This is a genomic window from Streptomyces sp. NPDC048420 (assembly GCF_040651535.1).
Lineage (GTDB): Bacteria > Actinomycetota > Actinomycetes > Streptomycetales > Streptomycetaceae > Streptomyces.
In genome coordinates, this window is record NZ_JBEZKG010000026.1 from 67598 (window position 1) to 94076 (window position 26479).

Here is a 26479-nt window from a genome sequence, read left to right on the forward strand (position 1 = left end):
CGGGCGTGCTCACCGGATCGCCGGGGCGGGCGGTTTCGGGGCCTCCGCCGTACGGGTGAGGCGGGGTGCTGCCTCACTCTCGCGAGGGAGGAATCTCCGGTACCGGTCGGAGAGTTGACCTTGAGGACACCATCGAGGAGGCCGCATGTCCGAGGTACCGCCGACCGTCCGTGAACTCCGTCTCGTCGTCACCGCGGACGACTACGACGAAGCCCTGCGTTTCTACCGGGACGTCCTCGGACTGCCCGAACGGGCCGCGTTCTCCTCACCGGACGGGCGGGTCACGATTCTCGAGGCCGGGCGGGCGACGCTGGAGCTCACCGATCCGAACCATGCCGCGTTCATCGACGAGGTCGAGGTGGGGCGGCGGGTCGCCGGTCACGTCCGGGTGGCGTTCGAGGTGGACGACTCCACGGCGGTGACGCGGGCGCTGGCCGACGCGGGTGCGGAGGTGGTCGCCGAGCCGACCCGGACGCCGTGGAACTCGCTGAACTCCCGTCTGGAGGCGCCCGGTTCACTCCAGCTGACCCTGTTCACCGAACTCGGGGACTAGGCAGCGCCCGGCGTCACCAAGCCCGTCTCGTACGCGCAGATCACCGCCTGGACCCGGTCCCGCAGGCCCAACTTGCTCAGCACGTTGCTGACATGGGTCTTCACGGTGTGCTCGCTCACGAACAGCGTCGTCGCGATCTCCGCGTTGGACAGGCCACGCGCCAGCATCCGCAGGGTCTCCACCTCGCGGGCCGTCAGGACGTCCAGGCGGTCGGGGGTGGGCTCGGTGGCGGCCTCCTCCCGGCGGCGGCGCACGATGTCGGCGACCAGGCGGCGGGTGATCGTCGGCGCGAGCAGGGAGTCGCCACCCGCGACCACGCGGACCGCGTGCACGAGGTCGTCCCGGCGCACGTCCTTGAGGAGGAAGCCGCTCGCGCCCGCGTACAGGGCGTCGTACACGTACTCGTCGAGGTCGAACGTGGTCAGCATGACCACCTTGCAGCTCGACTGGGCGCACACCCGCCGGGCCGCCTCCAGGCCGTCCATGACGGGCATCCGGATGTCGAGGAGCAGTACGTCGGGTGTGTGCCGGCGTACCGCGTCGACCGCCTCGGCGCCGTCCCCGGCCTCGGCGACCACCTCGATGTCCTGCTGCGCCTCCAGGATCATGCTGAAGCCGCTGCGGACCAGTTCCTGGTCGTCGGCGACGACCACCCGGATGCTCACCCGAGGGCCGCTTCCCGGTCCGCGCCGACGGGCAGCCGTACGACGACCCGGAAGCCCCCGTTGGGACCCGGGCCGGTCTCGGCGCTGCCCCCGCAGGCGGCCGCCCGCTCCCTGAGGCCGATCAGCCCGTGCCCGCCGTTCGGATGCGCGGGGCCTTGGCCGTCGTCGGTCACCGTGAGGGTCAACTCGTCCTCCGCCCAGTCGAGTTCCACCTGTGCGCAGGAAGCGTACGCGTGCTTCACCGTGTTGGTGAGGGCTTCCTGTACCGCACGGTAGGCGGCGACCTCGGTGTCCGGGGGAAGGGGGCGGGGGGTGCCGAGGAGCCTCAACTCGACGCGCAGGCCTGCCGAATCGGAGACCTGCCGGACCAGGGTGGGGATTCCGGCGAGATCCGGCTGCGGCAGCGTGACCGCTCCGCCTCGACGCTCCTCTTCCTTCAACACACCGAGGATGCGCCGTAGTTGGCCCATCGCGTCCCGGCCGCTGGCCGCGATCGCGTCGAACGCCGCCTCGGCGCGGGCCGGATCGCTGCGCACCACGACCGGTCCGGCCTCCGCCTGGACGACCATCAGGCTCACCGCGTGCGCGAGGATGTCGTGCATGTCCCGGGCGATACGGGCCCGTTCCTGGGCGATGGCCCTCGCGGTCTCCGCGGCCTTCTCCCGTTCCAGCCGACGGGCCCGGTCCTCGACGGCCGCGGTGTACGCGCGCTGCACCCGGGCCAGCACTCCGAGGCCGTAGGCGCAGATCATGCCGGTGACGTGGAAGGCGTACTCGAAGGGCTCGGAGTGTTCCTTGTGCTGCATGGTCAGCACGGCCCCGAGCAGCCAGCTCGCCAGCATGGTGCGACGCTGCCAGGGCAGGCCCTGCGCGGCCATGGTGTAGAGGACGACGAACCCGCCGTAGAGCACGTCGGGCGGTGGCGCGTGGTAGTAGGCCATCGCCGTGGTGGCCGCCGAGACCGCCAGGGCGCACGCGTAGGGATGGCGGCGCCGCCAGACCAGGGGCACGGCGGTGGCGGCCCCCAGCAGCCAACCCACCAGGGTCAGCCGGTCGTCGCCCTCGTCGGGGAACATCCACTGCAGGGACGCGGCGAACAGCACGAGCACGGCGAGCGCGCTGTCGACGACGTACGGGTTCGTCGTCCTCAGTCGGGTCACGACAGGGGAGTACCAGGACCGGGCGGCGGACATGAGCGGCTCCTCGGGGCCGGGGCCGTTCCAGTATCACGACGCCGACACGGCCGGGGCCTCACCGGTGCGAGGGATATCCGGTGCCGGGGCGGGGCGGGGCGGGGTGCGGCCGTGGGCTGTCGGGCCAGGGCCCGTGAGATTCCGAGTGCTGCGGGGCGCATCGCGGGGATCAGCGGCTATCACGACGCCGACACGGCCGGGGCCTCACCGGTGCGCGGGATGTCCGGTGCCAGGGCGGGGTGCGGACGTGGGCTGTCTGCCCAGGGCTCGCGAGATCCGGAGGGTCGTGGGGCGCATCGCGGGGATCGGCGGTCGGGTCGGTGAGGGCGCTTACCAGGGCCGCCGGGCGGCGGACATGAGCGTCCTCGGTCCGGTATCACGAGGCCGGTGCGGCCGGGGCCTCACCGGTGCGAGTGATGTCCGGTGCCGGGGCGGGGTGCGGCCGTGGGCTGCCACCCCAGGGCTCGCGAGATCCGGAGGGCCGTGGGCCGCATCGCGGGGATCGGCGGTCGGGTCGGTGAGGGGGCTTGCCAGGGCCTCCGGGCGGCGGACATGAGCGTCCTCGGTCCGGTATCACGAGGCCGGTGCGGCCGGGGCCTCACCGGTGCGGGGGATGTCCGGTGCCGGGGCGGGGTGCGGACGTGGGCTGTCTGCCCAGGGCTCGCGAGATCCGGAGGGTCGTGGGGCGCATCGCGGGGATCGGCGGTCGGGTCGGTGAGGGGGCTTGCCAGGGCCGCCGGGCGGCGGACATGAGCGTCCTCGGTCCGGTATCACGAGGCCGGTGCGGCCGGGGCCTCACCGGTGCGAGTGATGTCCGGTGCCGGGGCGGGGTGCGGCCGTGGGCTGCCACCCCAGGGCTCGCGAGATCCGGAGGGCCGTGGGCCGCATCGCGGGGATCGGCGGTCGGGTCGGTGAGGGGGCTTGCCAGGGCCTCCGGGCGGCGGACATGAGCGTCCTCGGTCCAGTATCACGAGGCCGGTGCGGCCGGGGCCTCACCGGTGCGGGGGATGTCCGGCACCCGAACGGGGTGCGACCTTGGGCTGCCACCCCAGGGCGCGTGAGATTCCGAGCGCCGCGAGCCGTACCGCGGGGATCAACACCGGGACCTGGGCGTCGGCCTGGGGCACCACGACCGACACCGCTGCGACGACCGAGCCGTCCGGGCCGCACACGGGGGCGGCCACCGACAGGGCGTCGTCGGTGACCTGTCGGCTGCTCACCGCCACGCCGGTGCGCCGGACCTCGGCCAGGGCCCGGCGCAGCTTCACCGGATCGGCGATCGTGTACGGCGTGAAGACGGCGAGCGGGGTCGCGCAGTACTCCTCCTGCTCCCGCGGCTCGCAGTGGGCCAGCAGCACCAGGCCGACCCCGGTGGCGTGCAGCGGCCAGCGCGCACCGACCCGGATGTGCACACCGACCGACGAACGCCCCGAGATCCACTCGATGTAGACGACGTCGGAGCCGTCCCGGACCGCCAGCTGCACGTTCTCGTGGGTGGCCTCGTACAGGTCCTCCAGGAACGGCAGCGCCAGCTGTCTGAGCGCGACCCCGCGCGGTGCGAGCGCGGCGACCTCCCAGAGGCGGAGCCCCACGTGGTAGACGCCGGCGTCGTCCCGTTCCAGCGCGCCCCAGTCGGTCAGCGCGCCCACCAGGCGGTGCGTGGTGGTCAGGGTCAGCCCCGCCCGCCGGCTGATGTCGGTCAGGGACAGCGCCGCGTGGTCGTGGTCGAACGCGGCGAGCACGGAGAGCAGCCGGTCCGGCGCGGAACGGACGGTCATGGCTGGTCGGCGACCCTCAGGAGCAGGGCCTGGAGCGTCTCGCGCTCGGCCGCGTCGAGCGGGGCGAGCAGGTCGTTGGTGACCCGTCTGCCCGCCTCGTCGGTGCCGCGCAGAAAGGCCCGGCCGTCCTCGGTGAGCACGACGATCTTGCTGCGCCGGTCGTCGGGGGAGGGCCGGCGCTCGGTCAGGCCCAGCTTCTCCAGGTCGTCGACCAGGCCGACGATCGCGCTGGGGTCGTAGCCGAGCCGGGTGCTCAGCTCCCGCTGGAGGGCGCCCTCGGAGCCGACGAGATAGCGCAGCACCGCATAGTGCCGCAGCCGCAGGCCCGACTCCTGGAGGAACGTGTTGAAGAGCTGACCCGAGCGCAGGCCCAGGCGGTACAGCAGGTAACCGGTGTCCGCGTGCAGCCCGCGCATCCACGGCTCCTCCGAGTCGATGGGCTTCGGGGTGACGTGCTGGCGTGTGATGGCGGGCTCCTCGCGCTCGGTGTGTCAGGGAGATTCCAGCATGGCGCACCCATAGGTGAACAACAACTATTGACGTCACCAATTATTGCTCTTAGCTTCGATCCCGTAGCCGCACCCCATGCGAACCCATGTGAACCCATGTGAAGGGACCCGCTCGTGTCCAGCATCGATCTCACCGGCAAGGTCGCCGTCGTCACCGGCAGTGGCCGGGGCCTCGGTCTCGCCTACGCGCACGCCCTCGCCGCCCACGGCGCCTCCGTGGTCGTCAACGACGTCGACGAGGCCGTGGCCGAGCAGGCCGTGAAGTCCATCACCGAGGCGGGCGGCACCGCCGTCGCCGAGGTCGTCCCGGTCGGCACCACCGAGGCCGCCGAGCGGCTGGTGAACCGGGCCGTGGAGGAGTTCGGGCGGCTGGACATCCTGGTCACCAACGCCGGCATCCTGCGCGACAAGGTGCTGTGGAAGATGACCGACGACGACTTCGACGCGGTGATCGCCACCCACCTCAAGGGCACCTTCACCTGCGCCCGCGCCGCCGCCGTCCGGATGCGCGAGCAGGGCGAGGGCGGCTCCCTGATCCTGGTCGGCTCCCCGGCCGGACAGCGCGGCAACTTCGGGCAGACGAACTACGCCGCCGCCAAGGCCGGCATCGCCGCCTTCGCCCGCACCTGGTCCATGGAACTCGGCCGCGCGGGCATCACCGTCAACGCGATCGTGCCGGTCGCCGCCACCGCGATGACCGAGACCATCCCCGCCTTCGCCCCGTACATCGAGGCCATGAGGAACGGCGAGCCGCTCCCGGACTTCCTCCGCAAGGGCGAGGGCTTCGGCACCCCCGAGGACTGCGCGGCGCTGGTCCCCTTCCTCGCCTCCGAGGCCGCCCGGGGCATCACCGGGCAGGCGATCGGCATCGGCGGCGACAAGGTGGCACTCTGGTCCCATCCGCAGGAGATCAAGACGGCCTACGCCGACGGCGGCTGGACCCCCGAGACCCTGGCCGACGCCTTCCCCACCTCGGTCGGTGCCGAGCTCCAGACCGTCGGTATCCCGGCACCGAAGCTTCCGGAGGCCTGATGGACATCAACGAACTGGTCGCCATCGACGTACACACCCACGCGGAGGTCTCCTCCAAGGGCCACTCCTCGCTGGACGACGACCTGCACGACGCCTCCTCCGCCTACTTCAAGGTCGAGGGAAAGCGGAAGCCCACCCTGGAGGAGACGGCCGCCTACTACCGCGAGCGGAAGATGGCCGCCGTGATCTTCACGGTGGACGCCGAGTCCGCGACCGGCACCGCGCCCGTCCCGAACGAGGAGGTCGCCGAGGCGGCGGCCGCCAACTCCGACGTGCTGATCCCCTTCGCCTCCATCGACCCCTTCCGCGGCAAGGCGGGCGTGAAGCAGGCCCGCCGTCTGGTCGAGGAGTACGGGGTGAAGGGCTTCAAGTTCCACCCCAGCATCCAGGGCTTCTTCCCCAACGACAGGGCAGTGGCGTACGACCTCTTCGAGGTGATCGAGGAGACCGGCACCATCGCCCTCTTCCACACCGGGCAGACGGGCATCGGTGCCGGAGTCCCGGGGGGCGGGGGGATCAGGCTGAAGTACTCGAACCCCCTCCACGTCGACGACGTCGCCGCCGACTTCCCGCATCTGAAGATCATCCTGGCGCACCCGTCCTTCCCCTGGCAGGACGAGGCCCTCGCCGTAGCCACCCACAAGCCGGGCGTCCACATCGACCTGTCCGGCTGGTCGCCGAAGTACTTCCCGCCGCAGCTCGTGCAGTACGCGAACACGCTGCTCAAGGACAAGGTGCTCTTCGGCTCCGACTTCCCCGTCCTCACCCCCGACCGCTGGCTCGCCGACTTCGAGAAGCTGTCGATCAAGGACGAGGTCAAGCCGAAGATCCTCAAGGAGAACGCCGCCCGTCTGCTCGGGCTGACCAAGCCATAAGGGGCCTCAGATGCGCAACGAGGGACTGGGCTCTTGGCCCGCACGCCGGGCCCGCAAGACCCCGCACCGCACCGCCCTGATCCACGGCGACACGACGGTCACGTACGCCGAACTGCACACCCGCGTCACCCGCCTCGCGCACGCCCTGCGCGCCCGGGGCATCCGGCGCGGCGACCGGGTCGCCTACCTCGGCCCCAACCACCCCTCCTACCTGGAGACGCTGTTCGCGGCGGGCACCCTCGGCGCGGTCTTCGTCCCCCTCAACACCCGCCTCGCCGGACCGGAGATCGCCTACCAGCTCTCCGACTCCGGGGCCAGGGCGCTGGTCTACGGCCCCTCGCACGCGGGGCTCGTCGCCGGACTGCCGGGCAGCACCGATGTGCGTACGTACGCCGAAGTCGGCGCCGAGTACGAGCAGTTGCTCGCCGACTCACCGGCCGAACCGATCGACGAGCCGGTCACGCCCGACGACACCTGCATCATCATGTACACCTCGGGCACGACCGGGCGGCCCAAGGGCGCCATGCTCACCCACGGCAACCTGACCTGGAACGCGATCAACGTCCTCGTCGACCACGACCTGATCGCCGACGAACGCGCCCTGGTCTCGGCCCCGTTGTTCCACACGGCGGGCCTGAACATGCTGACCCTGCCGGTCCTGCTGAAGGGCGGGACCTGCGTCCTGGTCGAGGCCTTCGACCCGAACGCGACCTTCGACCTGATCGAACAGCACCGGATCACCTTCATGTTCGGGGTGCCGACGATGTTCGAACAGGTGGCGAGGCACCCGCGCTGGGCGGACGCGGACCTGTCCTCCCTGCGCATCCTGACCTGCGGCGGCTCCCCGGTGTCGACCCCGCTGATCACCGCGTACGGTCAGCGGGGGCTCACCTTCCTGCAGGGGTACGGCATGACGGAGGCGTCCCCCGGCACCCTGCTCCTGGACGCCGAGCACTGCGCCAGCAAGGTCGGCTCGGCGGGCGTACCGCACTTCTTCAGCGATGTGCGGGTCGTACGGCCGGACCTGGCACCCGTCGACGTCGGCGAGACCGGTGAGGTCGTGATCCGGGGCCCGCACGTCATGCCCGGCTACTGGGGACTGCCCGAGGAGACGGCCGCCTCCTTCACCGACGGCTGGTTCCGCAGCGGGGACGCGGCCCGGATCGACGAGGACGGCTATGTCTTCATCGTCGACCGCATCAAGGACATGATCATCTCCGGCGGCGAGAACATCTACCCCGCCGAGATCGAGGACCTGCTCCTCGCCCACCCGGACATCGTCGAGTGCGCGGTCATCGGCGTCCCCGACGAAAAGTGGGGTGAGGTGCCGCGGGCGGTCGTCGTGCCCCGCGAGGGTGCGCGGCTCGACGGCGACGATGTGCTCGCCTCCCTCGCCGGCCGGCTCGCCAAGTACAAGATCCCCAAATCGGTGGTGGTCGCGGACGAACTCCCGCGCACCGCCTCCGGAAAGCTCCTCAAGGCCCGGGTGCGCAAGCGCTTCGGCTCCAACTCCTAGACAAGGACAGCTACATGAGCGTCACCGTCAACGGCCTCGACGAACTGAAGAAGCTCGCCGGCAGCGACCTCGGCACCAGCGAGTGGATCGAGGTCACCCAGGAGCGCATCAACACGTTCGCCGACGCAACGGGCGACCACCAGTGGATCCACGTGGACCCCGAGAAGGCGGCCGAGGGACCCTTCGGCGCCCCCATCGCCCACGGCTACCTCACGCTCTCGCTCTTCATCCCGCTGTTCACCGAGCTCCTCGACGTCCAGGGCGTGACGACCAAGGTCAACTACGGCCTGAACAAGGTGCGTTTCCCCTCCCCGGTGAAGGTGGGCTCCCGCATCCGCCTCGTCGCCAAGCTCACTGACGTCGAGGAGGTGCCGGGCGGCGTGCAGGTCACCGTCGACGGGGCGATCGAGATCGAGGGCGGGGCCAAGCCGGCGGCGGTGCTCCAGAGCCTGTCGCGGTTCTACGCCTGACGGTACGAGTACACGGCCGTCGACACCGCACACACTCCGGGCGGGATCATCTCCGCCCGGAGTGTGCCGCTGCCCGGGTCGTGGTCCACGCCCTCCGCCTCGAACGAGCCCTCCGTGCAGACGCTGCGCTGTGGCAGCGCGAACAGGCTCTTCACCTCGCCCGTGATCGGCCGGCCGTCCACCTTGTGCGGGAGGTCGACCTGGAGGAGCGGGCGGATCTCGGGGAACAGCGAGCCGGTGGCGTCGTTCGAGGCGCACACCAGGCGGGTGTCCGTGACGAAGTCGCAGCCCTGGACGTCGCGCACCGGCCTGTCCAGGGTGATCTGCCAGGCCTCCTTCAGCGCACCGCCCTTGGGCGGGGTGGAGGAGTTGAGCAGGGGCGCGGGGAACACCTGGAGTCTGTTCTGGTCCCCCCACTCGCCCGACACCAGCCACTGCGCGTCGGGCGAGACGGCGGCGAAGGAGTTGTTGACCTTCTCGCCGGGGTTGAGGGCATGCACGTACTCGTAGCGTTTCCCGGCCGGCGTGGTGACCGCGAACATCTTCGACGTGGCCGTGTCCGCCCCCTGGTAGGCGTCGAAGACATGGCCGCGCGCGATGTCCGGGTCACCCACGTGGTTCCAGCCCTTGAGGCGCAGGTCGAGGGGGATGTCCGTGAGCCCCCGGTACAGCAGCGAACCGTCCGCCCGGGAGGCGAGCCCCTGCCCGCCTCCCAGCGTGTCGGTGTACGCCGTCCCGGTCTCCACCCAGTGCGGGTCACCGCCCGCGAAGGCGGGACCCGTGCCGAGCGCGAAGGCACTTAATAAGCAGCCCAGGGCTGTGAGGTGACGCTTCATCAGGCACCCGCCACGTCGACGAAGATGGGGTTGGAATAGAACCACGTATCCGCCCACGGGTCACCGTCTCCGGGCGCGTGCGGAACGGGCCCGTGCGGGTCGACCGAGGCCCCGAGGTAGCCCGCACCATGACGGTTCCCGTCGCTGCCGCGCAGCCGGACGTAGAAGGACTCGTCCCTGGCGGTCAGCGGGATGCGCAGGGTGTACGTACCCTTCCGGCCCGACACGTCCTTCGTCTGTACGACCTTGGTGTCGGGCGCCTGCCAGCTGTCCCGGTCGCTCACCGGACCGCGCACCGCGCCCCGGATCACGTCCACGTGCGCCAACTCGGGCACGATTCCCTGGGGGTTGGCCCGGGAGGCGCTCGTGACCGTGACGTACAGCGTGATCTTCTCGCCCTTGCGGACCCGCAGCCGGCCGCCCAGCGTGACCCCGCGCCCGAAGTCGCAGTCCCGCTTCAGCCGGACGTCGAGCCCGTCGAGCAGATGCCCGTGGTCCACCCAGACCCGGCCCGCGCGCAGGCCCGCCATCACCGAACGGTAGCCGTAGCGGGTCACGCCGACGTGGGTGCGGCTGAACTCGCCCGGCCAGAAGTCGCTGCCGGGCTGCGGGGTGTCGGTGTTCACCGGGTCGGGCAGCTTGCCGGTGTTGTCGAAGTTCTGCCCGGTCGGCCAGGTGCCGTTCGCCCAGGTGTCGAAGACCGTGCGGTGGTTGTCGGAGTTCGTGGTGATCGAGAACAGGCTGCCTTCTGCCAGCATCGAGTCCCACAGCCCGCCGACGGTCGCGGTCGCCCAGTCGAAGCCGCCGTACGTCACATACGCCTCGGCCGGATAGCCCGACCACGACTGCGCCGACGGCTTGTTCTCGTACTCGCCGCGGATCGAGGTCGCCCCGCGCCAGCCGGGGATCGCCGCGCCCTGGGCGCCCGGTGCGCCCTCCATGCCGATCATGATCTCGGGGGCCGCGTCCCGCCAGCCCCGCATCTCGTGCGGGGAGTCGATGCCGAGGCGCAGCGGGTGGTTGGCGAGCACGAGGACGTCGTCGACGTACCCCGAACGGCGTTGCTCCGCCAGCCACTTGATCGCCTTGACGGCGTGGGCCTCGTTGCGGGCGGTGTCGGCGGCCCCCGCGGAGCCCTCGGTGTAGCCCAGGAGCTTGCCGTCGTAGGCGAGCTCGAACTGCGTGAGCAGGTCGGTCTCGTGGGGGCCGGGAGCGGCGAACACCGTGCAGTGCTCGGCGGCCGGGATGTACCACTCCAGGCCCTGGAAGATCAGCTGGCGCGGGTTCTCCGCGCGGGCCTTGACGATCTCCGCGTGCTCCAACTTGGCGCCGTAGGAGGCGTGCCCGAAGTTGGAGTGCTCGTTGAACACCATCCAGTCGAGGCCGTACTTCGCGGCGGCCTGCGCCTGCTGGGAGAAGGTGTACTTGGCGTCGTGGCTGTAGACGGAGTGCACGTGGTGGTCGCCCACGAGGTAGGCCAGGCGGGGGTCGTCGCCGCCGAAGCGAGGGCGACTCGAAGCGGCCAGCGCCGGAGTCGCCGACCCCAGAGCGAAGGCCGCGCCGAACAGGCCCGCACGGCGCAGGAGTCCACGTCTCGACACACCCTGGGCGTCGAGATCGGCGGGGGAGACGGAGGGGTCCGCCCAGGAGGGGAGCTGCTGCTCGGTCACAATGGTCCTCGAAGGTCAGTGGGTCATGAAGGACGAGACGGGCAGCGCTCGCGACACGATACGGACGTCGCCGAGCCGGCCGTGGAAGATCTGGTCGATCTTGTCGGCGTACGTGTAGCCGCCCAGCAGCCACGGCTCCGAGACCGAGGTGATCCCGACGGCGGACGCCTTCGGGTTGCGGACCACCGGGCAGCCCTGGACGTACAGCGTGGTGTGCTTTCCGTCGTTGACGACGGCGAGGTGCCACCAGGTCTCCAGCGGGGTCTCCTGACCCCAGTTGGTGGCGATGCCCTCCTGGTTGAGCGGCCGCATGGCCCACTGCGGCTCACGGTCGTTGGACAGCGACAGCGTGGCGAGCGGCTCGTCGGGGTCGTCCGCGGTCTTGCCCGCGGCACCGCCCGTGCCCCGCCGACTGACCAGTCCCGCCCAGGCGTTGTGGTCCGGGTCCCAGTCGGCGGGCATGCGGTAGAACACCTCGATGGTGTAACCGTCCTTGAACACCGCGGAGTTGATCGGCGCCTTGTCGACCGTCTGGAGATACGCGCCCTTGAGCGGCGACTTGTAGCCCTGGAACTCCAGGCTGCCGTGGCCGGGCTGGTCGGGGTGGTGGTCGGCGGACCAGCCGAGCGAACCGCCGCCCACCGACACGACGGTCAGGTCGTTGCCGCGGCCGGAGAGATCGCGGACCGTGCCGGAGACCGCCGAATCGAACCGCCAGTACGCGGCCGTACCCGGTATCAGCATCGTCGACACCGGACGCGCCGGACGCGCGGGCACCGGGTCGAACCCGGCGAAGCGCTTCTCGAAGTCGATGTCGACCGAGAACCGGTCGGCGTCCCCGCTCAGCTCGATCTCCTGCCGCTCCTGCTCGTTGAGCCCCTTCGAGGCCCGGCCCAGGATCCACGGGGACACCGTCTCCACGTCGATCACACCGCGGTCGAGGTCGAAGCGGTACAGGCGGATCATGGCCGCGCCGCCGAAGTACCGGTTCTGGTAGTTCGTCAGGTGCAGGTGGACGTCGTTGCCCGCGGTGTTCTCGCGGGTCGCCCGGCCGGCCGGCCAGTAGTGCCCGTTGAGGGTGAGGAAGATCTGGTCGTGGTCCTTGACCAGCTGGTCCCACAGCTGCTGACCGTAGTCCGAGAGGGTGTCGTCCTCGACGACCAGCTCGTGCGTGGTCAGGACGACCGGGGTCTTCGGGTGGGCGGCCAGCACACTCTTCGCCCAGGCGTACCCCTGGTCCGACAGCCGCCAGTCCAGCGCGAGCACCATCCACTCGCGCCCCGCGGCCTTGAAGAGGTGGTACGTGTTGTAGCCGTCGGGCGAGGCACCGCCGAAGGTCCTGTGCCCCTTGAACCGCTCAGGCCCGAACGTGTCCAGGTAGGGCGTCGCGCCGCGCTGGTCGGTGCTGGACGACTTCACGTCGTGGTTGCCCGCGAGGACGCTGTAGCCCACGCCCCGCCGGTCGAGCAGCCGGAACGCGTCGCCGATCGCGGCGAACTCGGCCACCGCGCCGTTCTGCGTGAGGTCGCCGAGGTGGGACAGGAAGACGATGTTCTCGTCCTTCCCGTGCTCCAGGAGATACCGCAGCGAGGCCTCGAAGGGCGCCTTGTCGATGCTCGGCCCGTCGAAGAGGTACTGCGTGTCGGGCATCACGGCGAGCGTGAAGCGCCGGCTCTCCGTGTCGGGACGCCATCCGGACGTCGACGCCTCGGCCACCGCCGGCATCGCGACACCCGCCGTGGCGGCCGCGCCCAGGAGCGCCGTCGCCCGCAGGAAACTGCGCCGTCCGGCACCGGCCTGCGCGGCCTCGCCCTGGTTCTGGTCATGCGAAGTACACACGTGTGCTCCGTAGCAAAGTGAAGTCGAGAGGGGATTCAGAGCGCGCGCAGGGTCCAGCTCCAGCGGTGGACGCCCGGCGCGACGAGGTAGGAGGCAGAGGTGTCGGGGCCGCACGAGGCGGTGCCGAGGCCGCGGTGGGCCGCGTCGATGTGCACCACACAGCCCGCCCTCGGGACGAGTTCGTCGTGGTGGGCCACGGTGGTGAGGTCCGCGGCGCGGTACCGGCTCACCCCGACCTGGCGCGGTTCGTCCAGGACGACCGAGAGGCCGGTGGCGTCGGGCGCGGAGAGCGTGAAGTGCCGTACGCCGTGCCGGCCGCCGCTCTCCTGGGGGCGCAGATAGGGGGTGAACAGCTCGTCCACGGGCACCGAGTGATGGCCGACCGGCGCCCCGAAGGCGCGGTCCGGATAGGACTCCCAGGGGCCCTGTCCGTACCACTCCATCAGGTCGAGCCCGGCGATCGTCTCGAACACGGAGCCGACCCGCGCCACGTCGACGAGGACGTCCGGGAGTTCCGCCGACTCCTCGATGTGCACCCCGCCCTCGACCTCGGTGAGGACCTGCACATGGCGGACGACTCCGGCTTCGGAGACGTACTCGGCGTGGACGGTGACCCGTCCGGCGGTCTGCCGTATGTGCGCGACCTTGCGCACCAGGGCGTCCAGGCCCCAGTCGCGCCAGCGTGGTGCCGTCCCGCCGAGCTCGTCGTTGTCGGTGGGTGCCCGCCACAGCGAGAGCGTGGGGGCGCAGGTAAGCAGGGGGTGGATCAGGAGACCGTCGTCGTCGACCTTGACGGAACGGTTCCGCACCGGGACCGGAGCCTGCGGCACCGCCTCCCGCAGTCGCACCTGCGGCAGGCACACCACCGTGCCGCGCGGCGCCCAGGCCTCGTCCCCGGCGGTCGTCACCCGCAGCGTCAGCCAGGCCTCGCCGCCGTCCTCGGGCAGCGTGAAGGGCAGCGGCACGGCAGCCGTCTCGCCGGGCCGCAGATCGGGCAGTTCGGCGGGCGCGGTCAGAGTACGGCCGTCGGCCAGCGACAGCTCCCACTCACCGGCCAGCCAGGCGAGGCCCCGGAAGTGCTGGTGGTTGCCGAGCACGATGCCCTCGTGCCGGAAGCACTCGATCCGCACCGGCGCCGCGATCTCCCGGTGCTCGTACATCACCGGCTTGGGCGTGCGGTCGGGAAGGACCACCCCGTCCGCGATGAAGGCACCGTCGTGGTCGGGCTCGCCGAAGTCGCCGCCGTACGCCCAGCGGTGTCCGGGCGCGGCGACACCGTTGTCATAGAGCCCGGCGCCCCCACGCCCGACCGGTCTGCCGTCGTTCACACGCTGGAGAATGCCGTGGTCCCAGAACTCCCAGATGAACCCGCCCTGAAGACCTGGCGTTGACTCGATGGCCGCCCAATGGTCCGCGAGTGTGCCGTTGCTGTTGCCCATGGCGTGGGAGTACTCGCACCAGATCAGCGGCTTGGTCTGCCGCCCGGAGAGCGCGTGCTCGACACACTCCTCCAGGGAGGCGTACATGGGGCAGGCGATGTCGGATGCCAGGGACGGGTCCGCCCAGTCGAGCTTGGCCGCCCCCTCGTACTGGACCGGCCGCGTCGGATCTCTCCGCCGCACCCAACCGGCGGCCGCGTCGTGGTTGGCCCCGTAGTCGGACTCGTTGCCGAGGGACCAGATGATGACCGACGGATGGTTCTTGTCCCGCAGCACCATTCGCGAGACCCGGTCCACGAAGGCGTTCAGATAGCGCGGGTCGTCGGCGATCTCGTGGGCGTGGTCGTGCGACTCGATGTCCGCCTCGTCGACGACGTAGAAACCGAGCTCGTCGGCGAGGTCGTACAGCGTGGGGTCGTTCGGGTAGTGGGACGTGCGGATCGCGTTGAACCCGAAGCGCTTCAGCGTGATCAGATCGGCGCGCATGTCGTCGTACGACACCGTCCGGCCTGTCAGGGGATGGAAGTCGTGCCGGTTCACGCCCCGGATGAACACCCGCTCGCCGTTGACCAGGAGATCCCGGCCGACGATCTCGACGTCCCGGAAGCCGATCCGGTGCCGTGAGGTGTCGGCGACCGTGCCGTCGGCGCGGTGCAGCCGGACAGTGAGGTCGTACAGCTCGGGCGTCTCGGCGTTCCAGGTGCGGACGCCCGGGACGGTGGCACCCAGACGTGCCTCGCCCTGAAAGTCCGAGACCCGTTCGTCCTCCCGGTTGAGACGGTCGAACTCCGCATCCTGGGTGAGGAGTTGACCGTCCAGCTCTCCGCTGACGTACCACCCCTCGGGCAGCGCGCCGCCCGACTCACGCACCCGGCAGTCGACTTGCAACTCACCGCCGTACGAGGCCCGTACGGTCACGTCCGCGAGATGCAGCGGATCCGTCGCGTACAGCAGCACGGACCGGGTGACCCCGCCGTGCCACCACTGGTCCTGGTCCTCGATGTGCGAGGCGTCCGACCACTTGACGACCGTCAGCCGTACGACGCTCCGCGCACCGGCGCTCACGAGTCCTGTGAGATCGAACTCGGCCGCCAGGTGGGAGTCCTTGGAGATCCCGACCGGCCGCCCGTCCACGTGCACGAGGAGCACGCTCTCGGCGGCCCCGACCTGGAGCACGATCCGGCGCCCGGCCCACTCGGCGGGGACGTCCACCTCACGCTCGTACACGCCCGTGGGATTCACCGCAGGCGAGTGGGGCGGAAACTCCGGGAACGGCATACGGACGTTGAGGTACTGCGGCAGGTCGTCCGTGCCCTGCATCGTCCAGACGCCGGGGACGTACGCCGAGGACCAGGCACCGCCGACCGGCGCGTCCGGAGTGGGCAGCAACTGGAAGCGCCAGTCGCCGTCCAGGGGGAGTGCTCCGGAGCGCCGGTCGACGGCGTTCATGGGGAGTCGCCCCCAGGAGGTCACCTCGGGTGCCTCCCAGGGGCGCAGGGCGATGAGGGGATCGTCGGGGTGGGGTCCGCGGGGTGCGTCGGTCATGGCCGTTCCGGAGTCGGTGGCGAGGTGGGTGGTGCCGGGGCGTGGCAGGACTGTCCGTGGCCGTGCAGGACACGGCCCTGCAGGCCCCAGTCCGGGTCGACGGGGACGCCGAGCCGGTCCAGGACGGTGGGAGCGATGTCGATGAGGCGCGGTGTGTCGAGGCGGGTGCCGCCGGACATGCCGGGCTCGGCCAGGACGACGAACACCTCGCGCTCGGCTCGGGTGTCGCCGCCGTGGCCGCCGGTGTCGAGGTGGCCGTGGTCCGTGGTGACCAGCACGGTCCAGCGCTCCCGCGCGCGGGCGGGGTCCGAGCGCCGGGCGTCGATGGCCGCCAGCAGCCACCCGAGGTGGGTGTCCTGGGTGAGCAGGGCCCGGTCGTAGGCGAGGCTGTGCGGGCCCATGGCGTGGGCGGCCTCGTCGGTGGCGCCGAAGTACACGAACACGGCGTCGGGATTCTCCTGGGCGATCCAGCGCTCGGCGGTGCGGGCGACGAGGCGGTCCGCGGTGCCGTAGCCGTCCGTCTCGCCGTCGTAGCGCACCCGGCGGCCGACGGCGGGGCCGAGGGTGCCGCGCCGGATCAGCTCCGGCCAGGACACCACGGCCGCGGTACGCAGCCGGCGCCGGGCGGTGCCGGCCCGGGTCAGGAAGTCGGGGTAGCGGGTGTAGTCGGCACCGGCGAAGTCGTTGCCCCGCACTCCGTGCCGGTCGGGCCACACACCGGTCAGCACGCTCGACCAGCCGGGCCCGGAGTCGGTGTAGGCCATGCTGGTGGACGGCCCGTCCGGGGCCTGGCCGTCCACCTCGCCGTAGGGCAGCAGGCTGGTGCCGTGGGCGCCCGCCGCCATGAGCCCGTGCAGCACGGGCGCCACGGCCGGGGAGCGGGTGAGCAGGTCGTACCGCAGCCCGTCCATCCCCACCACGAGCACCTTGCCGATGTCGTAGCCCATCGCCCACCCCTTCCTCCCGGCACCCGGTCAGGTGCCCTGGACCGCTCCCTCGGTGGCGCCCGCGATGAACCCGCGGGCGAAGATGCTGAACACGATGACCAGCGGGAGAGCCGCCATCAGCACACCGGCCATGACCATGCTGTAGTCGGTGGTGTGGCCGACGTTGAGCTGGGCGAGCTCCACCTGGAGGGTCACGTGGGCCGGGTCGGTGAGCACCACGAGCGGCCAGATGTAGTCGTTCCAGCAGTTGACGAACACGTAGATGGCGAGGAACGACAGCGCGGGCCTGATCATCGGCAGCGCGATGTTCCAGTACTGGCGGAAGAACCCGGCTCCGTCGATGCGTGCGGCGTCGAGGAGTTCGTCGGGCACGCCGTTCTGGATGTACTGGTGCAGCCAGAAGATGCCGAAGGCGTTGGCGAGGGAGGGCAGGGCGAGTGCCTTGAGCATCCCGACCCAGCCGATCTCCGACATCAGGATGAACTGCGGCAGGATCGCCAGTTGGAGCGGCAGCATCATGAACAGCAGCAGCGTGCCGAAGAGCAGCTTGCGGCCGGGGAAGTCGAACTTGGCGAAGGTGAAGGCCGCCAGGGAGTCGATGAACAGCACCAGGACGGTGGTGACGGTCGCGACCATCAGCGTGTTGAGCATCGACCCGAAGAAGTCGATGGTGTTCAGCACGTGCCGGATGTTCTCCAGCAGATGCGAGCCGAAGGTGAACTTCGGCGGGCTCTTGTAGATGTCCTGCGTGGTGTTGGTCGCCATGATGATCGTCCACGCGAACGGGAAGACCGAGATCAGGACGGCCACGACGAGGATGATGTGCGCGGTGAGGCCCTTGGGGCGGCGCAGTCTCCTGCCGCCCGTGGCCGGCCGCGCGGTGTCGACGGCGGTCATGCCTTCCTCCCCCGTGTGGTGATGCGCCAGTTGACGGCGACGAGGATGATGATCAGTACGAAGAAGGCCCACACGATGGCCGCGCCGTAGCCGTAGTCGTTGTTGAGGAAGGCCGACTGGTAGAAGTACAACAAGGTCGTCAGACCCGCCTGGCCCGGGCCGCCGAGGTTGGCGTTGGCGGCGTTGCTGGCGAACAGGACCTGCGGTTCGCTGAAGCTCTGCAGGCCGTTGATGGTCGAGATGATGACCGTGAACAGGATGATCGGCCGCATGATCGGGATGGTGATCTGGAAGAACGTGCGGATCGGACCCGCGCCGTCCATCTTCGCCGCCTCGTAGATCGAGCCCGGGATCGCCTGCAGACCGGCCAGATAGATGATCATGTTGTAGCCGGTCCACTGCCAGGTCATCAGCAGCGAGATGACCACCTTGATCAGCCACGGGTTGCTCAGCCACGGAACGGGCGAGATGCCGACCACGCCCAGGATCGCGTTGACCAGACCGAAGTTGTTGCTGAACACCGCGCCGAAGAAGATCGCCACGGCGACGATCGAGGTCACGTTCGGCACGTACAGCGCGATGCGGTAGAAGCCCTTGAAGCGGCGCACCGAGTGCAGCAGCGTCGCCAGCGCCAGGGCACCGAACAGGGTCGGCACGGTGGACAGCACCCAGATCACCAGGGTGTTGCGGATCGACAGCCAGAAGACCGGGTCGTCCCACAGGAACCGGAACTGCTGGAACCCCACGAACTGCATGGTGCCCATGCCGTCCCAGCGCTGGAAGGCCAGGTACAGCGAGTAGAAGACCGGGAAGAACGAGAACGCGGCGAAGATCAGGTAGAACGGCGAGATCGCCAGGTACTGACGCCAGTACGCCAGCGGCCCGCGCCGCTTGGGCCGGACGGCGCCCGGGGGAGCGGCGCGCCGCGGGCGGAACCGGGCCGGGACCGGCCCGCCGAGGCGCTGCGGCACCTCGGCGGAACCGGTGACCGGAGGGGACGTCACCTCAGCTCACCCCCTGCCGCCGGGCGATCTGCTTGGCCTGGCTGACCGCGTCCTTCCAGGCGTCGTCGGGCTTCTTGCCCTTGGCCTCGATGTTGGTCAGTTCCGTCTTGAACGGGGCCATGACAGCGGCGTCGGCCGGGGCCTCGTAGGCGAGCGGAACGGCCTCGGCGGCCGGTCCGAAGACCTCGATGATCTTCTGTCCGCCGAAGAAGGCGTCGGGGCCCGTCATGGCCGGCATCGTGTAGGCGGCCGGGGCGGCGGGGAAGATGGCGGCGTCGGTGAAGCCGCGGGCGTCGTTGGCGGGGCTGAGGATCCAGCTGATGATCTTGAACGCTTCTTCGGGGTTGCGGCACTGCTTGGGCAGCGCCAGGTAGGAGCCGCCCTGGTTGGCCGGTCCGACGGGCATCGGGCACACCCGCCACTTGCCCTTGGTCTGCGGGGCGGCCTGCTCGATGTCCAGCGCGTGCCAGGCCGCGCCGAGCTCGGTGAGGAGGTTCTTGCCGATGGCGGCGTTCCAGGTGTTGTCGTTGATCTTCGCGTCGAGGCCGAGGGTGTAGGGGCGCACCGACGTGGTCCACGCGGCGCGGATGTGGTCGCCGTCGCCGATGAAGTGGTTGTCCTTGTCGATGAACCGCTGGGTGCCCTGGCCGACGGTCATGTCGAACATGGAGCCGAGGTTGTTGATCAGGTAGGTGCCAGGGTTCTTCTTCTGCAGCTCGATCCCGAGCTGGAAGTAGTCCTCCCAGGTCTTGACCAGCGCGGCGACCTTGGCGGGGTCGGTGTCCACCCCGGCCTTGGCGAACAGGTCCTCGCGGTAGAAGAGCGCGGTGGGGCCGATGTCGATCGGGAAGCCGATCTGCTTGCCGTCCTCGGTCTGGGCCAGCTTGGTCTTCCAGTCCAGGTACTGCGAGGAGAGCTTCTTGAAGCCGAGGTCGTTCAGGTCGAGGAAGCGGTTGGCGTTCGGCAGGAAGGACGCGATGTCCTCGCCCTTGATGCCGGTGATGTCCGGCACGGAGGTGCCCGCCGCGAGGGTGGTGGTGAGCTTCTGCTTGAAGTCGCCGCCGATGGACGCCGTGGTCAGCTTGATCTCGCTGCTGAAGTGGGTCTTCGCCTCCGCGACCACCTTGTCGCTGAGCGCGCCGCCCCAGTACCACAGGGTGAGGTTCTTGCCGTTCTTGGTGCCGCCCGAGCCCGAGCTGCCGCCGCAGGCGACGGTCAGTCCGGACGCGGCCGCGGTCAGCGCGGCGGCCTGGAGGAAGCCTCTACGAGAAAGGTCCACGGGTCACTCCTGTTGTTCCTGTTCGTGGTGCTGAGGGGTGTTGGACTGTGGGGGCGTTGTGAGGGTCAGTGCTGCCGGGGCGGGGTGACCGGGGCGTGGCGCACCGGCGGACCCGCGTCCGCCGGCAGCCGGTCGGCGAGGAAGGCGTACGTCCTGCGCAGCTCGGGGTCGGTCAGGGAGCGCCACCAGCGGTCGACGCCGTACCAGCCGGGGGCCGCGAGGGCGCCGCCGTGGTGCTGGACGGACAGTCCGGCCGCGAGGACGGCGAACCGCAGCCGTTCCTCCAGCGGCCAGCCACCCAGGGAGGCGGCGACGAACGAAGCGCCGAACACGTCACCGGCGCCTGTCGCGTCCAGGACGTCGACGGGGAGGGCCGGGACCTCCGCGTACTCGCCGGTGATCTGGTCGACGGCCACCGCGCCGTCCCCGCCGCGGGTGACGACCGCGACCGGCACCAGTTCGGAGAGCGTGCCGAGGGCCGCGACCGCGCTGTCGGTGCGGGTGTAGGCCATGGCCTCGGTCTCGTTCGGGACGAAGGCGTGGCACAGGGCCAGCTGGTCCAGGAGGTCCTTCGACCACTCCTGGGTGGGGTCCCAGCCGACGTCCGCGTAGATCTGCGTGCCGTTGGCGGCGGCCTTGGCGAGCCAGGCGCGCGGCTCGGCCTCCAGGTGGACGAGGGCGGTGCGTGCCTCGGGCGGGTCGCCCATCAGCGCGTCCTGGGAGTACGGCGGTTCCTGCCCGTGGGTGACCAGGGCCCGGTCGTGACCGTGGGCGAGGGCGACGGTGACGGGGGTGGGCCAGCCGTCCGCAGTGCGGGAGAAGGCGAGGTCGACGCCTTCCTGATCGTCGAGGACGTCACGGCAGTACTCGCCGTAGAAGTCGTCGCCGAATACCGTGGCCAGAGAGGTCCTCAGGCCGAAGCGGGACGCGGCCACCGCGAGGTTCGCGATGCCGCCGGGGCCACAGCCCATGCCGGCCGTCCAGATCTCCTCGCCCGGTGTCGGGGGCTTCCCGAGCCCCGTCAGGACGAGGTCGTAGAAGAGCAGCCCGGTCAACAGCACATCGGGCCTGTCGTCGTCCACTCGCACAGCCTCTCGTCAAAACTCGTCATTTCGATGACCGGAATCGTGCGCTGATCCGCGAGATTGGTCAATACCCGAGCAGAACTGAGCATGGATTTGATTGAAGATGACGAGTAGTGTTCACGCCGTGCTGGCAGAACGACGACACCAACTCATCCTGCGGGCCCTGCGCTCCGGTGGCCCCGCGGCTGTGACCGACCTCTCCGAGCAGCTGGGTGTGAGCCCCGCCACGATCAGGCGCGACCTGGTCAAACTGGAGGAAGACGGGCTGCTCACCCGGGTGCACGGAGGTGCCCGCGCCGAGGAGGGCGACCAGCCCTTCGCCGAGGTCGCCGAGGTCCGGGTGGCGGAGAAGGACGCCATAGCCGCCCGGGCGGCCGCGCTGATCGCCGACGGCCAGTCCGTGCTGCTCGACATCGGCACCACCGCCTACCGGCTGGCCCGCCAGCTGCACGGCCGGAGGCTCACCGTGATCACCAGCAACCTGGTGGTCTACGAGGAGCTCGCCGATGACGAGGGCATCGAGTTGGTGCTGCTCGGCGGCATGGTCCGCCGCGAGTACCGCTCCCTGGTCGGCTTCCTCACCGAGGACAACCTGCGCCAGCTGCACGCCGACTGGCTCTTCCTCGGCACCAGTGGAGTGCGCCCCGGTGGGCAGGTGATGGACACGACGGTCGTCGAGGTGCCGGTCAAGCGGGCCATGATCAAGGCGAGCGACAAGGTCGTGCTGCTCGCCGACACGGCCAAGTTCCCGGGCACGGGCATGGCGAAGGTCTGCGGCCCCGAGGACCTGAACGTGGTGGTGACGAACGCGCCGGTCGACGCGGCGACCCGCTCCTCCCTGGAGGAGGCGGGCGTCGAGGTGGTCCTGGCAGGAAAGGCTCAGAAGTGAAACTGACGATTCTCGGCGGGGGCGGCTTCCGCGTCCCGCTCGTGTACGGCGCGCTGCTCACCGACCGCGCCGAGGGCCGGGTGACCGAGGTCGTCCTGCACGACCTGGACGCCGGCCGGCTCTCCGCGGTCGGCCGGGTCCTCGCCGAACAGGCGGCCGCCGTCCCCGACGCCCCCACGGTGACGACCACGACCGACCTCGACGACGCCCTGCGCGGCGCCGACTTCATCTTCTCGGCGATCCGCGTCGGCGGCCTGGAGGGCCGTGCCAACGACGAGCGGGTCGCGCTCGCCGAAGGCGTCCTCGGCCAGGAGACCGTCGGCGCGGGCGGCATCGCCTACGGCCTGCGCACCGTCCCGGTCGCCGTGGACATCGCCCGGCGGGTGGCCCGCCTCGCCCCCGACGCCTGGGTCATCAACTTCACCAACCCGGCCGGCCTGGTCACCGAGGCCATGTCCCGCCACCTCGGCGACCGTGTCATCGGCATCTGCGACTCCCCGGTCGGCCTCGGCCGCCGTATCGCGCGCGTGCTCGGCGCCAACCCCAACGAGGCCTGGATCGACTACGTCGGCCTCAACCACCTCGGCTGGGTCCGCGGCCTGAAGATCGCCGGCCGGGACGAGCTCCCACGCCTGCTCGCCGACCCCGACCTGCTCGGCTCCTTCGAGGAGGGCAAGCTCTTCGGCACCGACTGGCTCCAGTCCCTCGGCGCGATCCCCAACGAGTACCTGCACTACTACTACTTCAACCGCGAGGCCGTCCGCGCCTACCAGCAGGCCGAGAAGACCCGCGGCGCCTTCCTCGCCGACCAGCAGGCGCGCTTCTACGACGAGGTCGGCGCCCCCGGTGCGAAGGCGCTGGACGTCTGGGACCGCACCCGCGCCGAGCGCGAGGCCACCTACATGTCCGAGAACCGGGAGACGGCCGGCGCCGGCGAGCGCGACGCCGACGACCTCTCCGGCGGCTACGAGAAGGTCGCCCTGGCCCTGATGCGGGCCATCGCCAGGGACGAGCGCACCACGCTGATCCTGAACGTCCGCAACCAGAGCACGCTCTCCGTGCTCGACGACGATGCCGTCATCGAGGTGCCCTGCCTCGTCGACGCCAACGGCGCCCACCCGGTCACCGTCGCCCCGCTGCCCGACCACGCCACCGGCCTGGTCTGCTCGGTCAAGGCGGTCGAGCGGGAGGTGCTGGCCGCCGCCGAGTCCGCCTCGCGGACCACCGCGGTGAAGGCCTTCGCACTGCACCCCCTTGTCGACTCCGTCAATGTCGCCCGCAAGCTGGTCGAGGGCTACACCTCGGTGCATCCGGGGCTCGCGTACCTTAAGTAGTACCTGCCTCTGGAAAGCGCTTTCCCCTCGCTTCACTGCCCCACCAGCTCGCCCTCTCCCTCCCTGGAGACTCTTCATGCACGACGAACGCCGCCGCATCGAGGAGCGCGTCCAGCGCGCCCACGACCAGCGCATCAAGCCCGCGATCTACGCGGCCACCGTCCCCTTCGAGGTCGAGGCCTGGCAGGCGCCCGGCGAGCCGGTCTCCTTCGAGGAGGCCGCGGCCGCCCGCTACACGCCCTTCGCGATGGACACCCCGTGGGGCCCGCCCTGGGGCACCACCTGGTTCCGGATGCGCGGCGAGATCCCCGCCGAGTGGGCCGGAAAGCGCGTCGAGGCCGTCATCGACCTCGGTTTCATCGGCGACTGGCCCGGCAACCAGGCCGAGGCGCTGGTCCACCTGCCCGACGGCCGCCCCCTGAAGGCCGTCAACCCGCTCAACCAGTACGTCCCCATCGCCAACCCGGCGACCGGCGGCGAGCAGATCGACTACCTGGTCGAGGCCGCCTCCAACCCGGACATCCTCAAGGACAACTTCTCCAAGGTCACGCCGATGGGCGACAAGCTCACGGCCGGCTCCGCGCCGCTCTACACCTTCCAGCGCGCCGACCTCGCCGTCCTGGACGAGGAGGTCTTCCACCTCGACCTGGACCTCCAGGTGCTGCGCGAGCTCATGGTCCACCTCCCCGACCACGAGCCCCGCCGCCACGAGATCCTGCACGCCCTGGACCGGGCCATGGACGCCCTCGACCTGGACGACGTCTCCGGCAGCGCGGCCGCCGTCCGCCAGGTGCTCGCGCCGGTGCTGGCCAAGCCCGCGCACGCGAGCGCGCACACCGTCTCCGGCGTCGGCCACGCCCACATCGACTCCGCCTGGCTGTGGCCCATCCGCGAGACCAAGCGCAAGACGTCCCGCACCTTCTCCAACGTCACCGCGCTCGCCGACGAGTACGAGGACTTCATCTTCGCCTGCTCGCAGGCCCAGCAGTACGAGTGGGTGCGCGACAACTACCCGCACGTCTGGGCCCGCATCCAGGACTCCGTGAAGAAGGGCCAGTGGGCCCCCGTCGGCGGCATGTGGGTGGAGGCCGACGGCAACCTGCCCGGCGGCGAGGCCATGGCCCGCCAGCTCATCCACGGCAAGCGGTTCTTCATCGAGCACTTCGGCATCGAGACCAAGGGCGTCTGGCTCCCGGACTCCTTCGGCTACACCGCCGCCTACCCGCAGCTCGCCAAGCTCGCCGGCAACGACTGGTTCCTCACCCAGAAGATCTCCTGGAACCAGACCAACAAGTTCCCCCACCACACCTTCTGGTGGGAGGGCATCGACGGCACCCGGATCTTCACCCACTTCCCGCCAGTCGACACCTACAACGCCCGCTTCAGCGGCGAGGAGATGGACCGCGCGGTCCGCAACTACTCGGAGAAGGGCGGGGGACAGCGCTCCCTGGCCCCCTTCGGCTGGGGCGACGGCGGTGGCGGCCCCACCCGCGAGATCATGGAACGCGCGCGCCGCCTCGCCGACCTGGAGGGTTCACCGAAGGTCGTCGTCGAGCACCCCGACGACTTCTTCGCCCAGGCCCGCGCCGAGTACCCGGACGCCCCGGTCTGGGTCGGTGAGCTCTACCTGGAGCTGCACCGCGCCACCTACACCTCGCAGGCCCGCACCAAGCAGGGCAACCGCCGCTCCGAGCACAGGCTGCGCGAGGCCGAGCTGTGGGCGACGACGGCAGCGCTGCACGCACCGGGCTACTCCTACCCGTACGAGAAGCTCGACCGACTGTGGAAGACGGTCCTGCTGCACCAGTTCCACGACATCCTGCCGGGCTCCTCGATCGCCTGGGTGCACCGCGAGGCCGAGGCCGAATACGCCCGGGTCGCCGAGGAGTTGGAGGCGCTGACCGCCGAGGCGGTGGCCGCGCTGGGCGCCGGTGGCACCCGGGTCTTCAACACCAGCCCGTTCGACCGGGCCGAGGTGGTCCGTACGTCCGAGGGGGCCCTTGCGTACGTCGAGGTGCCCGCGAACGGCAGCGCGTCGCCGGCGGACGCCGAGCCCGTCCGGACTGTGAAAGCCGAGGGCCGCGTCCTCGACAACGGCCTGGTCCGGGTGGAGGTGGCTCAGGACGGCACCCTGTCCTCCGTGTACGACCTGCGTGCCCAGCGTGAGGTCCTGGGCGACAAGGGCAACCTGCTCCGTCTGCACACCGACCTCCCGAACTACTGGGACGCCTGGGACATCGACAGCCACTACAAGAACCGCTACACGGACCTCCTGGAGCCCACGTCCGTAGAGGTCGTCTCCGCGGACCCGCTGCTGGGCGCCATCCGCGTGACCCGGTCCTTCGGCAAGGGCTCGACGATCACCCAGACCATCACCCTGCGCGCCGACAGCCCCCGGATCGACTTCGAGACCGAGATCGACTGGCACGAGGCCGAGAAGATCCTCAAGGCCGCCTTCCCGGTGGACGTCCGCGCCGCGCACTCCTCCGCGGAGATCCAGTTCGGCCACATCCAGCGGCCCACGCACACCAACACCAGCTGGGAGGCGGCCCGTTTCGAGGTCTCCGGCCACCGCTGGGTGCACGTCGGCGAACCGGGCTACGGCGTCGCGGTCCTCAATGACTCCACCTACGGCCACGACGTCTCCCGCACGGTCCGCGAGGACGGCGGTACGACGACCACGGTCCGGCTCAGCCTGGTCCGCGCCCCGCGCATCCCGGACCCGGAGGCCGACCAGGGCAAGCACCGCTTCACCTACTCGCTGCTGCCCGGCGCGAGCATCGAGGACACCGTCGCCGAGGGCTACTCCCTCAACCTGCCCCTGCGGGTGGCGGACGCGGCCGGTGCCCCCGAGCCGGTCGTCTCGGTCGACGGCGAGGGCGTGACCGTCGAGGCCGTCAAGCTCGCCGACGACGGGTCCGGTGACGTGGTGGTCCGGCTGTACGAGTCGGGCGGCGGCCGCGCGACCGGTGTGCTGCGCACCGGCTTCCCGCTGGCCGGCGCCCAGGTCACCGACCTGCTGGAGCGCCCCCTGGAGGACGAGACGGCCGAGGTCGCCGACGGCGGCGTGCAGGTCTCGCTGCGCCCCTTCCAGGTGCTGACGCTCCGGCTGCGGAGGGCCTGA

At 70.6% G+C, this 26479-nt stretch carries 21 protein-coding genes; 8 read left to right on the forward strand and 13 right to left on the reverse strand.

The window, feature by feature from the left end; genetic code table 11:
• The first annotated feature begins 145 nt into the window (after nucleotides 1-145).
• On the forward strand, nucleotides 146-553 hold the full coding sequence (locus tag AB0D34_RS37545) for a VOC family protein (RefSeq protein ID WP_362670196.1): 408 nt from the start codon (nucleotides 146-148) through the stop codon (nucleotides 551-553).
• On the opposite strand, the gene AB0D34_RS37550 is transcribed toward AB0D34_RS37545, so the two are convergent.
• The 4 genes from AB0D34_RS37550 to AB0D34_RS37565 form a co-directional block, all read right to left on the reverse strand.
• Nucleotides 550-1218 (reverse strand): response regulator transcription factor, encoded by a 669-nt coding sequence (locus tag AB0D34_RS37550; RefSeq protein ID WP_362670199.1) that lies wholly within the window; start codon nucleotides 1216-1218, stop codon nucleotides 550-552. The two genes, AB0D34_RS37545 and AB0D34_RS37550, sit on opposite strands and share 4 nt — an antisense overlap.
• Nucleotides 1215-2411, reverse strand: a complete 1197-nt coding sequence (locus AB0D34_RS37555) for a sensor histidine kinase (protein ID WP_362670202.1) — start codon at nucleotides 2409-2411, stop codon at nucleotides 1215-1217. Before AB0D34_RS37555 ends, AB0D34_RS37550 begins: the two co-directional genes overlap by 4 nt.
• A gap of 992 nt (nucleotides 2412-3403) precedes the next feature.
• Nucleotides 3404-4189 (reverse strand): IclR family transcriptional regulator, encoded by a 786-nt coding sequence (locus tag AB0D34_RS37560; protein ID WP_362670205.1) that lies wholly within the window; start codon nucleotides 4187-4189, stop codon nucleotides 3404-3406.
• On the reverse strand, nucleotides 4186-4605 hold the full coding sequence (locus AB0D34_RS37565; protein WP_362670207.1) for a MarR family transcriptional regulator: 420 nt from the start codon (nucleotides 4603-4605) through the stop codon (nucleotides 4186-4188). The genes AB0D34_RS37560 and AB0D34_RS37565 overlap by 4 nt, the downstream gene beginning before the upstream one ends.
• A 207-nt stretch (nucleotides 4606-4812) precedes the next feature.
• Between AB0D34_RS37565 and AB0D34_RS37570 the strand changes: the two genes are divergently transcribed.
• From AB0D34_RS37570 to AB0D34_RS37585, 4 genes are read left to right on the forward strand one after another with little or no spacing between them, the layout of a single operon-like run.
• Nucleotides 4813-5730, forward strand: coding sequence for an SDR family oxidoreductase (locus AB0D34_RS37570; protein WP_362670209.1), 918 nt, complete (start codon nucleotides 4813-4815; stop codon nucleotides 5728-5730).
• Nucleotides 5730-6605, forward strand: a complete 876-nt coding sequence (locus AB0D34_RS37575) for an amidohydrolase family protein (protein ID WP_362670212.1) — start codon at nucleotides 5730-5732, stop codon at nucleotides 6603-6605. The genes AB0D34_RS37570 and AB0D34_RS37575 overlap by 1 nt, the downstream gene beginning before the upstream one ends.
• A 10-nt stretch (nucleotides 6606-6615) precedes the next feature.
• The gene (gene menE / locus AB0D34_RS37580; protein WP_362670214.1) at nucleotides 6616-8121 is read left to right on the forward strand and encodes an o-succinylbenzoate--CoA ligase; all 1506 of its coding nucleotides are present in this window, start codon (nucleotides 6616-6618) and stop codon (nucleotides 8119-8121) included.
• 14 nt (nucleotides 8122-8135) lie between these two features.
• The gene (locus tag AB0D34_RS37585) at nucleotides 8136-8591 is read left to right on the forward strand and encodes a MaoC family dehydratase (protein WP_362670217.1); all 456 of its coding nucleotides are present in this window, start codon (nucleotides 8136-8138) and stop codon (nucleotides 8589-8591) included.
• Here the strand turns inward: AB0D34_RS37585 and AB0D34_RS37590 are convergent.
• The 9 genes from AB0D34_RS37590 to AB0D34_RS37630 form a co-directional block, all read right to left on the reverse strand.
• Entirely contained in the window at nucleotides 8582-9427 is an 846-nt protein-coding gene (locus AB0D34_RS37590) for a hypothetical protein (RefSeq protein WP_362670220.1), read from the reverse strand. The genes AB0D34_RS37585 and AB0D34_RS37590 overlap by 10 nt on opposite strands.
• Nucleotides 9427-11097 carry a PHP domain-containing protein gene (locus AB0D34_RS37595; RefSeq protein ID WP_362670222.1) on the reverse strand — a complete coding sequence of 557 codons (1671 nt, stop codon included), beginning with the start codon at nucleotides 11095-11097 and terminating at the stop codon, nucleotides 9427-9429. The genes AB0D34_RS37590 and AB0D34_RS37595 overlap by 1 nt, the downstream gene beginning before the upstream one ends.
• A gap of 15 nt (nucleotides 11098-11112) precedes the next feature.
• On the reverse strand, nucleotides 11113-12936 hold the full coding sequence (locus tag AB0D34_RS37600; RefSeq protein WP_362670224.1) for a LamG-like jellyroll fold domain-containing protein: 1824 nt from the start codon (nucleotides 12934-12936) through the stop codon (nucleotides 11113-11115).
• 35 nt (nucleotides 12937-12971) lie between these two features.
• Nucleotides 12972-15920: a glycoside hydrolase family 2 TIM barrel-domain containing protein gene (locus AB0D34_RS37605; RefSeq protein WP_362670227.1), complete on the reverse strand. Its 2949-nt coding sequence runs from the start codon at nucleotides 15918-15920 to the stop codon at nucleotides 12972-12974.
• Nucleotides 15917-16867 (reverse strand): alkaline phosphatase family protein, encoded by a 951-nt coding sequence (locus AB0D34_RS37610; protein ID WP_362670230.1) that lies wholly within the window; start codon nucleotides 16865-16867, stop codon nucleotides 15917-15919. Before AB0D34_RS37610 ends, AB0D34_RS37605 begins: the two co-directional genes overlap by 4 nt.
• Before the next feature lie 27 nt (nucleotides 16868-16894).
• Nucleotides 16895-17764: a carbohydrate ABC transporter permease gene (locus AB0D34_RS37615; protein WP_362670232.1), complete on the reverse strand. Its 870-nt coding sequence runs from the start codon at nucleotides 17762-17764 to the stop codon at nucleotides 16895-16897.
• Nucleotides 17761-18735, reverse strand: a complete 975-nt coding sequence (locus tag AB0D34_RS37620) for a sugar ABC transporter permease (protein ID WP_362670309.1) — start codon at nucleotides 18733-18735, stop codon at nucleotides 17761-17763. Before AB0D34_RS37620 ends, AB0D34_RS37615 begins: the two co-directional genes overlap by 4 nt.
• A gap of 34 nt (nucleotides 18736-18769) precedes the next feature.
• Nucleotides 18770-20047 (reverse strand): extracellular solute-binding protein, encoded by a 1278-nt coding sequence (locus AB0D34_RS37625; protein WP_362670234.1) that lies wholly within the window; start codon nucleotides 20045-20047, stop codon nucleotides 18770-18772.
• A gap of 65 nt (nucleotides 20048-20112) precedes the next feature.
• Nucleotides 20113-21129: a carbohydrate kinase family protein gene (locus AB0D34_RS37630; protein WP_362670236.1), complete on the reverse strand. Its 1017-nt coding sequence runs from the start codon at nucleotides 21127-21129 to the stop codon at nucleotides 20113-20115.
• Between the two features lie 127 nt (nucleotides 21130-21256).
• On the opposite strand from AB0D34_RS37630, the gene AB0D34_RS37635 reads away from it, so the two are divergent.
• The 3 genes from AB0D34_RS37635 to AB0D34_RS37645 all read left to right on the forward strand — a co-directional run bounded on the left by AB0D34_RS37635 (nucleotide 21257) and on the right by AB0D34_RS37645 (nucleotide 26479).
• Nucleotides 21257-22021 (forward strand): DeoR/GlpR family DNA-binding transcription regulator, encoded by a 765-nt coding sequence (locus tag AB0D34_RS37635; RefSeq protein ID WP_362670239.1) that lies wholly within the window; start codon nucleotides 21257-21259, stop codon nucleotides 22019-22021.
• Entirely contained in the window at nucleotides 22018-23355 is a 1338-nt protein-coding gene (locus AB0D34_RS37640; protein WP_362670241.1) for a 6-phospho-beta-glucosidase, read from the forward strand. Before AB0D34_RS37635 ends, AB0D34_RS37640 begins: the two co-directional genes overlap by 4 nt.
• Nucleotides 23356-23431: 76 nt before the next feature.
• The gene (locus tag AB0D34_RS37645) at nucleotides 23432-26479 is read left to right on the forward strand and encodes a glycoside hydrolase family 38 C-terminal domain-containing protein (protein WP_362670244.1); all 3048 of its coding nucleotides are present in this window, start codon (nucleotides 23432-23434) and stop codon (nucleotides 26477-26479) included.

Coding starts and splice junctions, on each gene's coding strand:
- AB0D34_RS37545 (WP_362670196.1), top strand. CDS start 146: ATGTCCGAGGTACCGCCGACCGTCCGTGAACTCCGTCTCGTCGTCACC.
- AB0D34_RS37555 (WP_362670202.1), bottom strand. CDS start 2,411: ATGTCCGCCGCCCGGTCCTGGTACTCCCCTGTCGTGACCCGACTGAGG.
- AB0D34_RS37560 (WP_362670205.1), bottom strand. CDS start 4,189: ATGACCGTCCGTTCCGCGCCGGACCGGCTGCTCTCCGTGCTCGCCGCG.
- AB0D34_RS37565 (WP_362670207.1), bottom strand. CDS start 4,605: ATGCGCGGGCTGCACGCGGACACCGGTTACCTGCTGTACCGCCTGGGC.
- AB0D34_RS37575 (WP_362670212.1), top strand. CDS start 5,730: ATGGACATCAACGAACTGGTCGCCATCGACGTACACACCCACGCGGAG.
- menE (WP_362670214.1), top strand. CDS start 6,616: ATGCGCAACGAGGGACTGGGCTCTTGGCCCGCACGCCGGGCCCGCAAG.
- AB0D34_RS37585 (WP_362670217.1), top strand. CDS start 8,136: ATGAGCGTCACCGTCAACGGCCTCGACGAACTGAAGAAGCTCGCCGGC.
- AB0D34_RS37590 (WP_362670220.1), bottom strand. CDS start 9,427: ATGAAGCGTCACCTCACAGCCCTGGGCTGCTTATTAAGTGCCTTCGCG.
- AB0D34_RS37605 (WP_362670227.1), bottom strand. CDS start 15,920: ATGACCGACGCACCCCGCGGACCCCACCCCGACGATCCCCTCATCGCC.
- AB0D34_RS37610 (WP_362670230.1), bottom strand. CDS start 16,867: ATGGGCTACGACATCGGCAAGGTGCTCGTGGTGGGGATGGACGGGCTG.
- AB0D34_RS37615 (WP_362670232.1), bottom strand. CDS start 17,764: ATGACCGCCGTCGACACCGCGCGGCCGGCCACGGGCGGCAGGAGACTG.
- AB0D34_RS37645 (WP_362670244.1), top strand. CDS start 23,432: ATGCACGACGAACGCCGCCGCATCGAGGAGCGCGTCCAGCGCGCCCAC.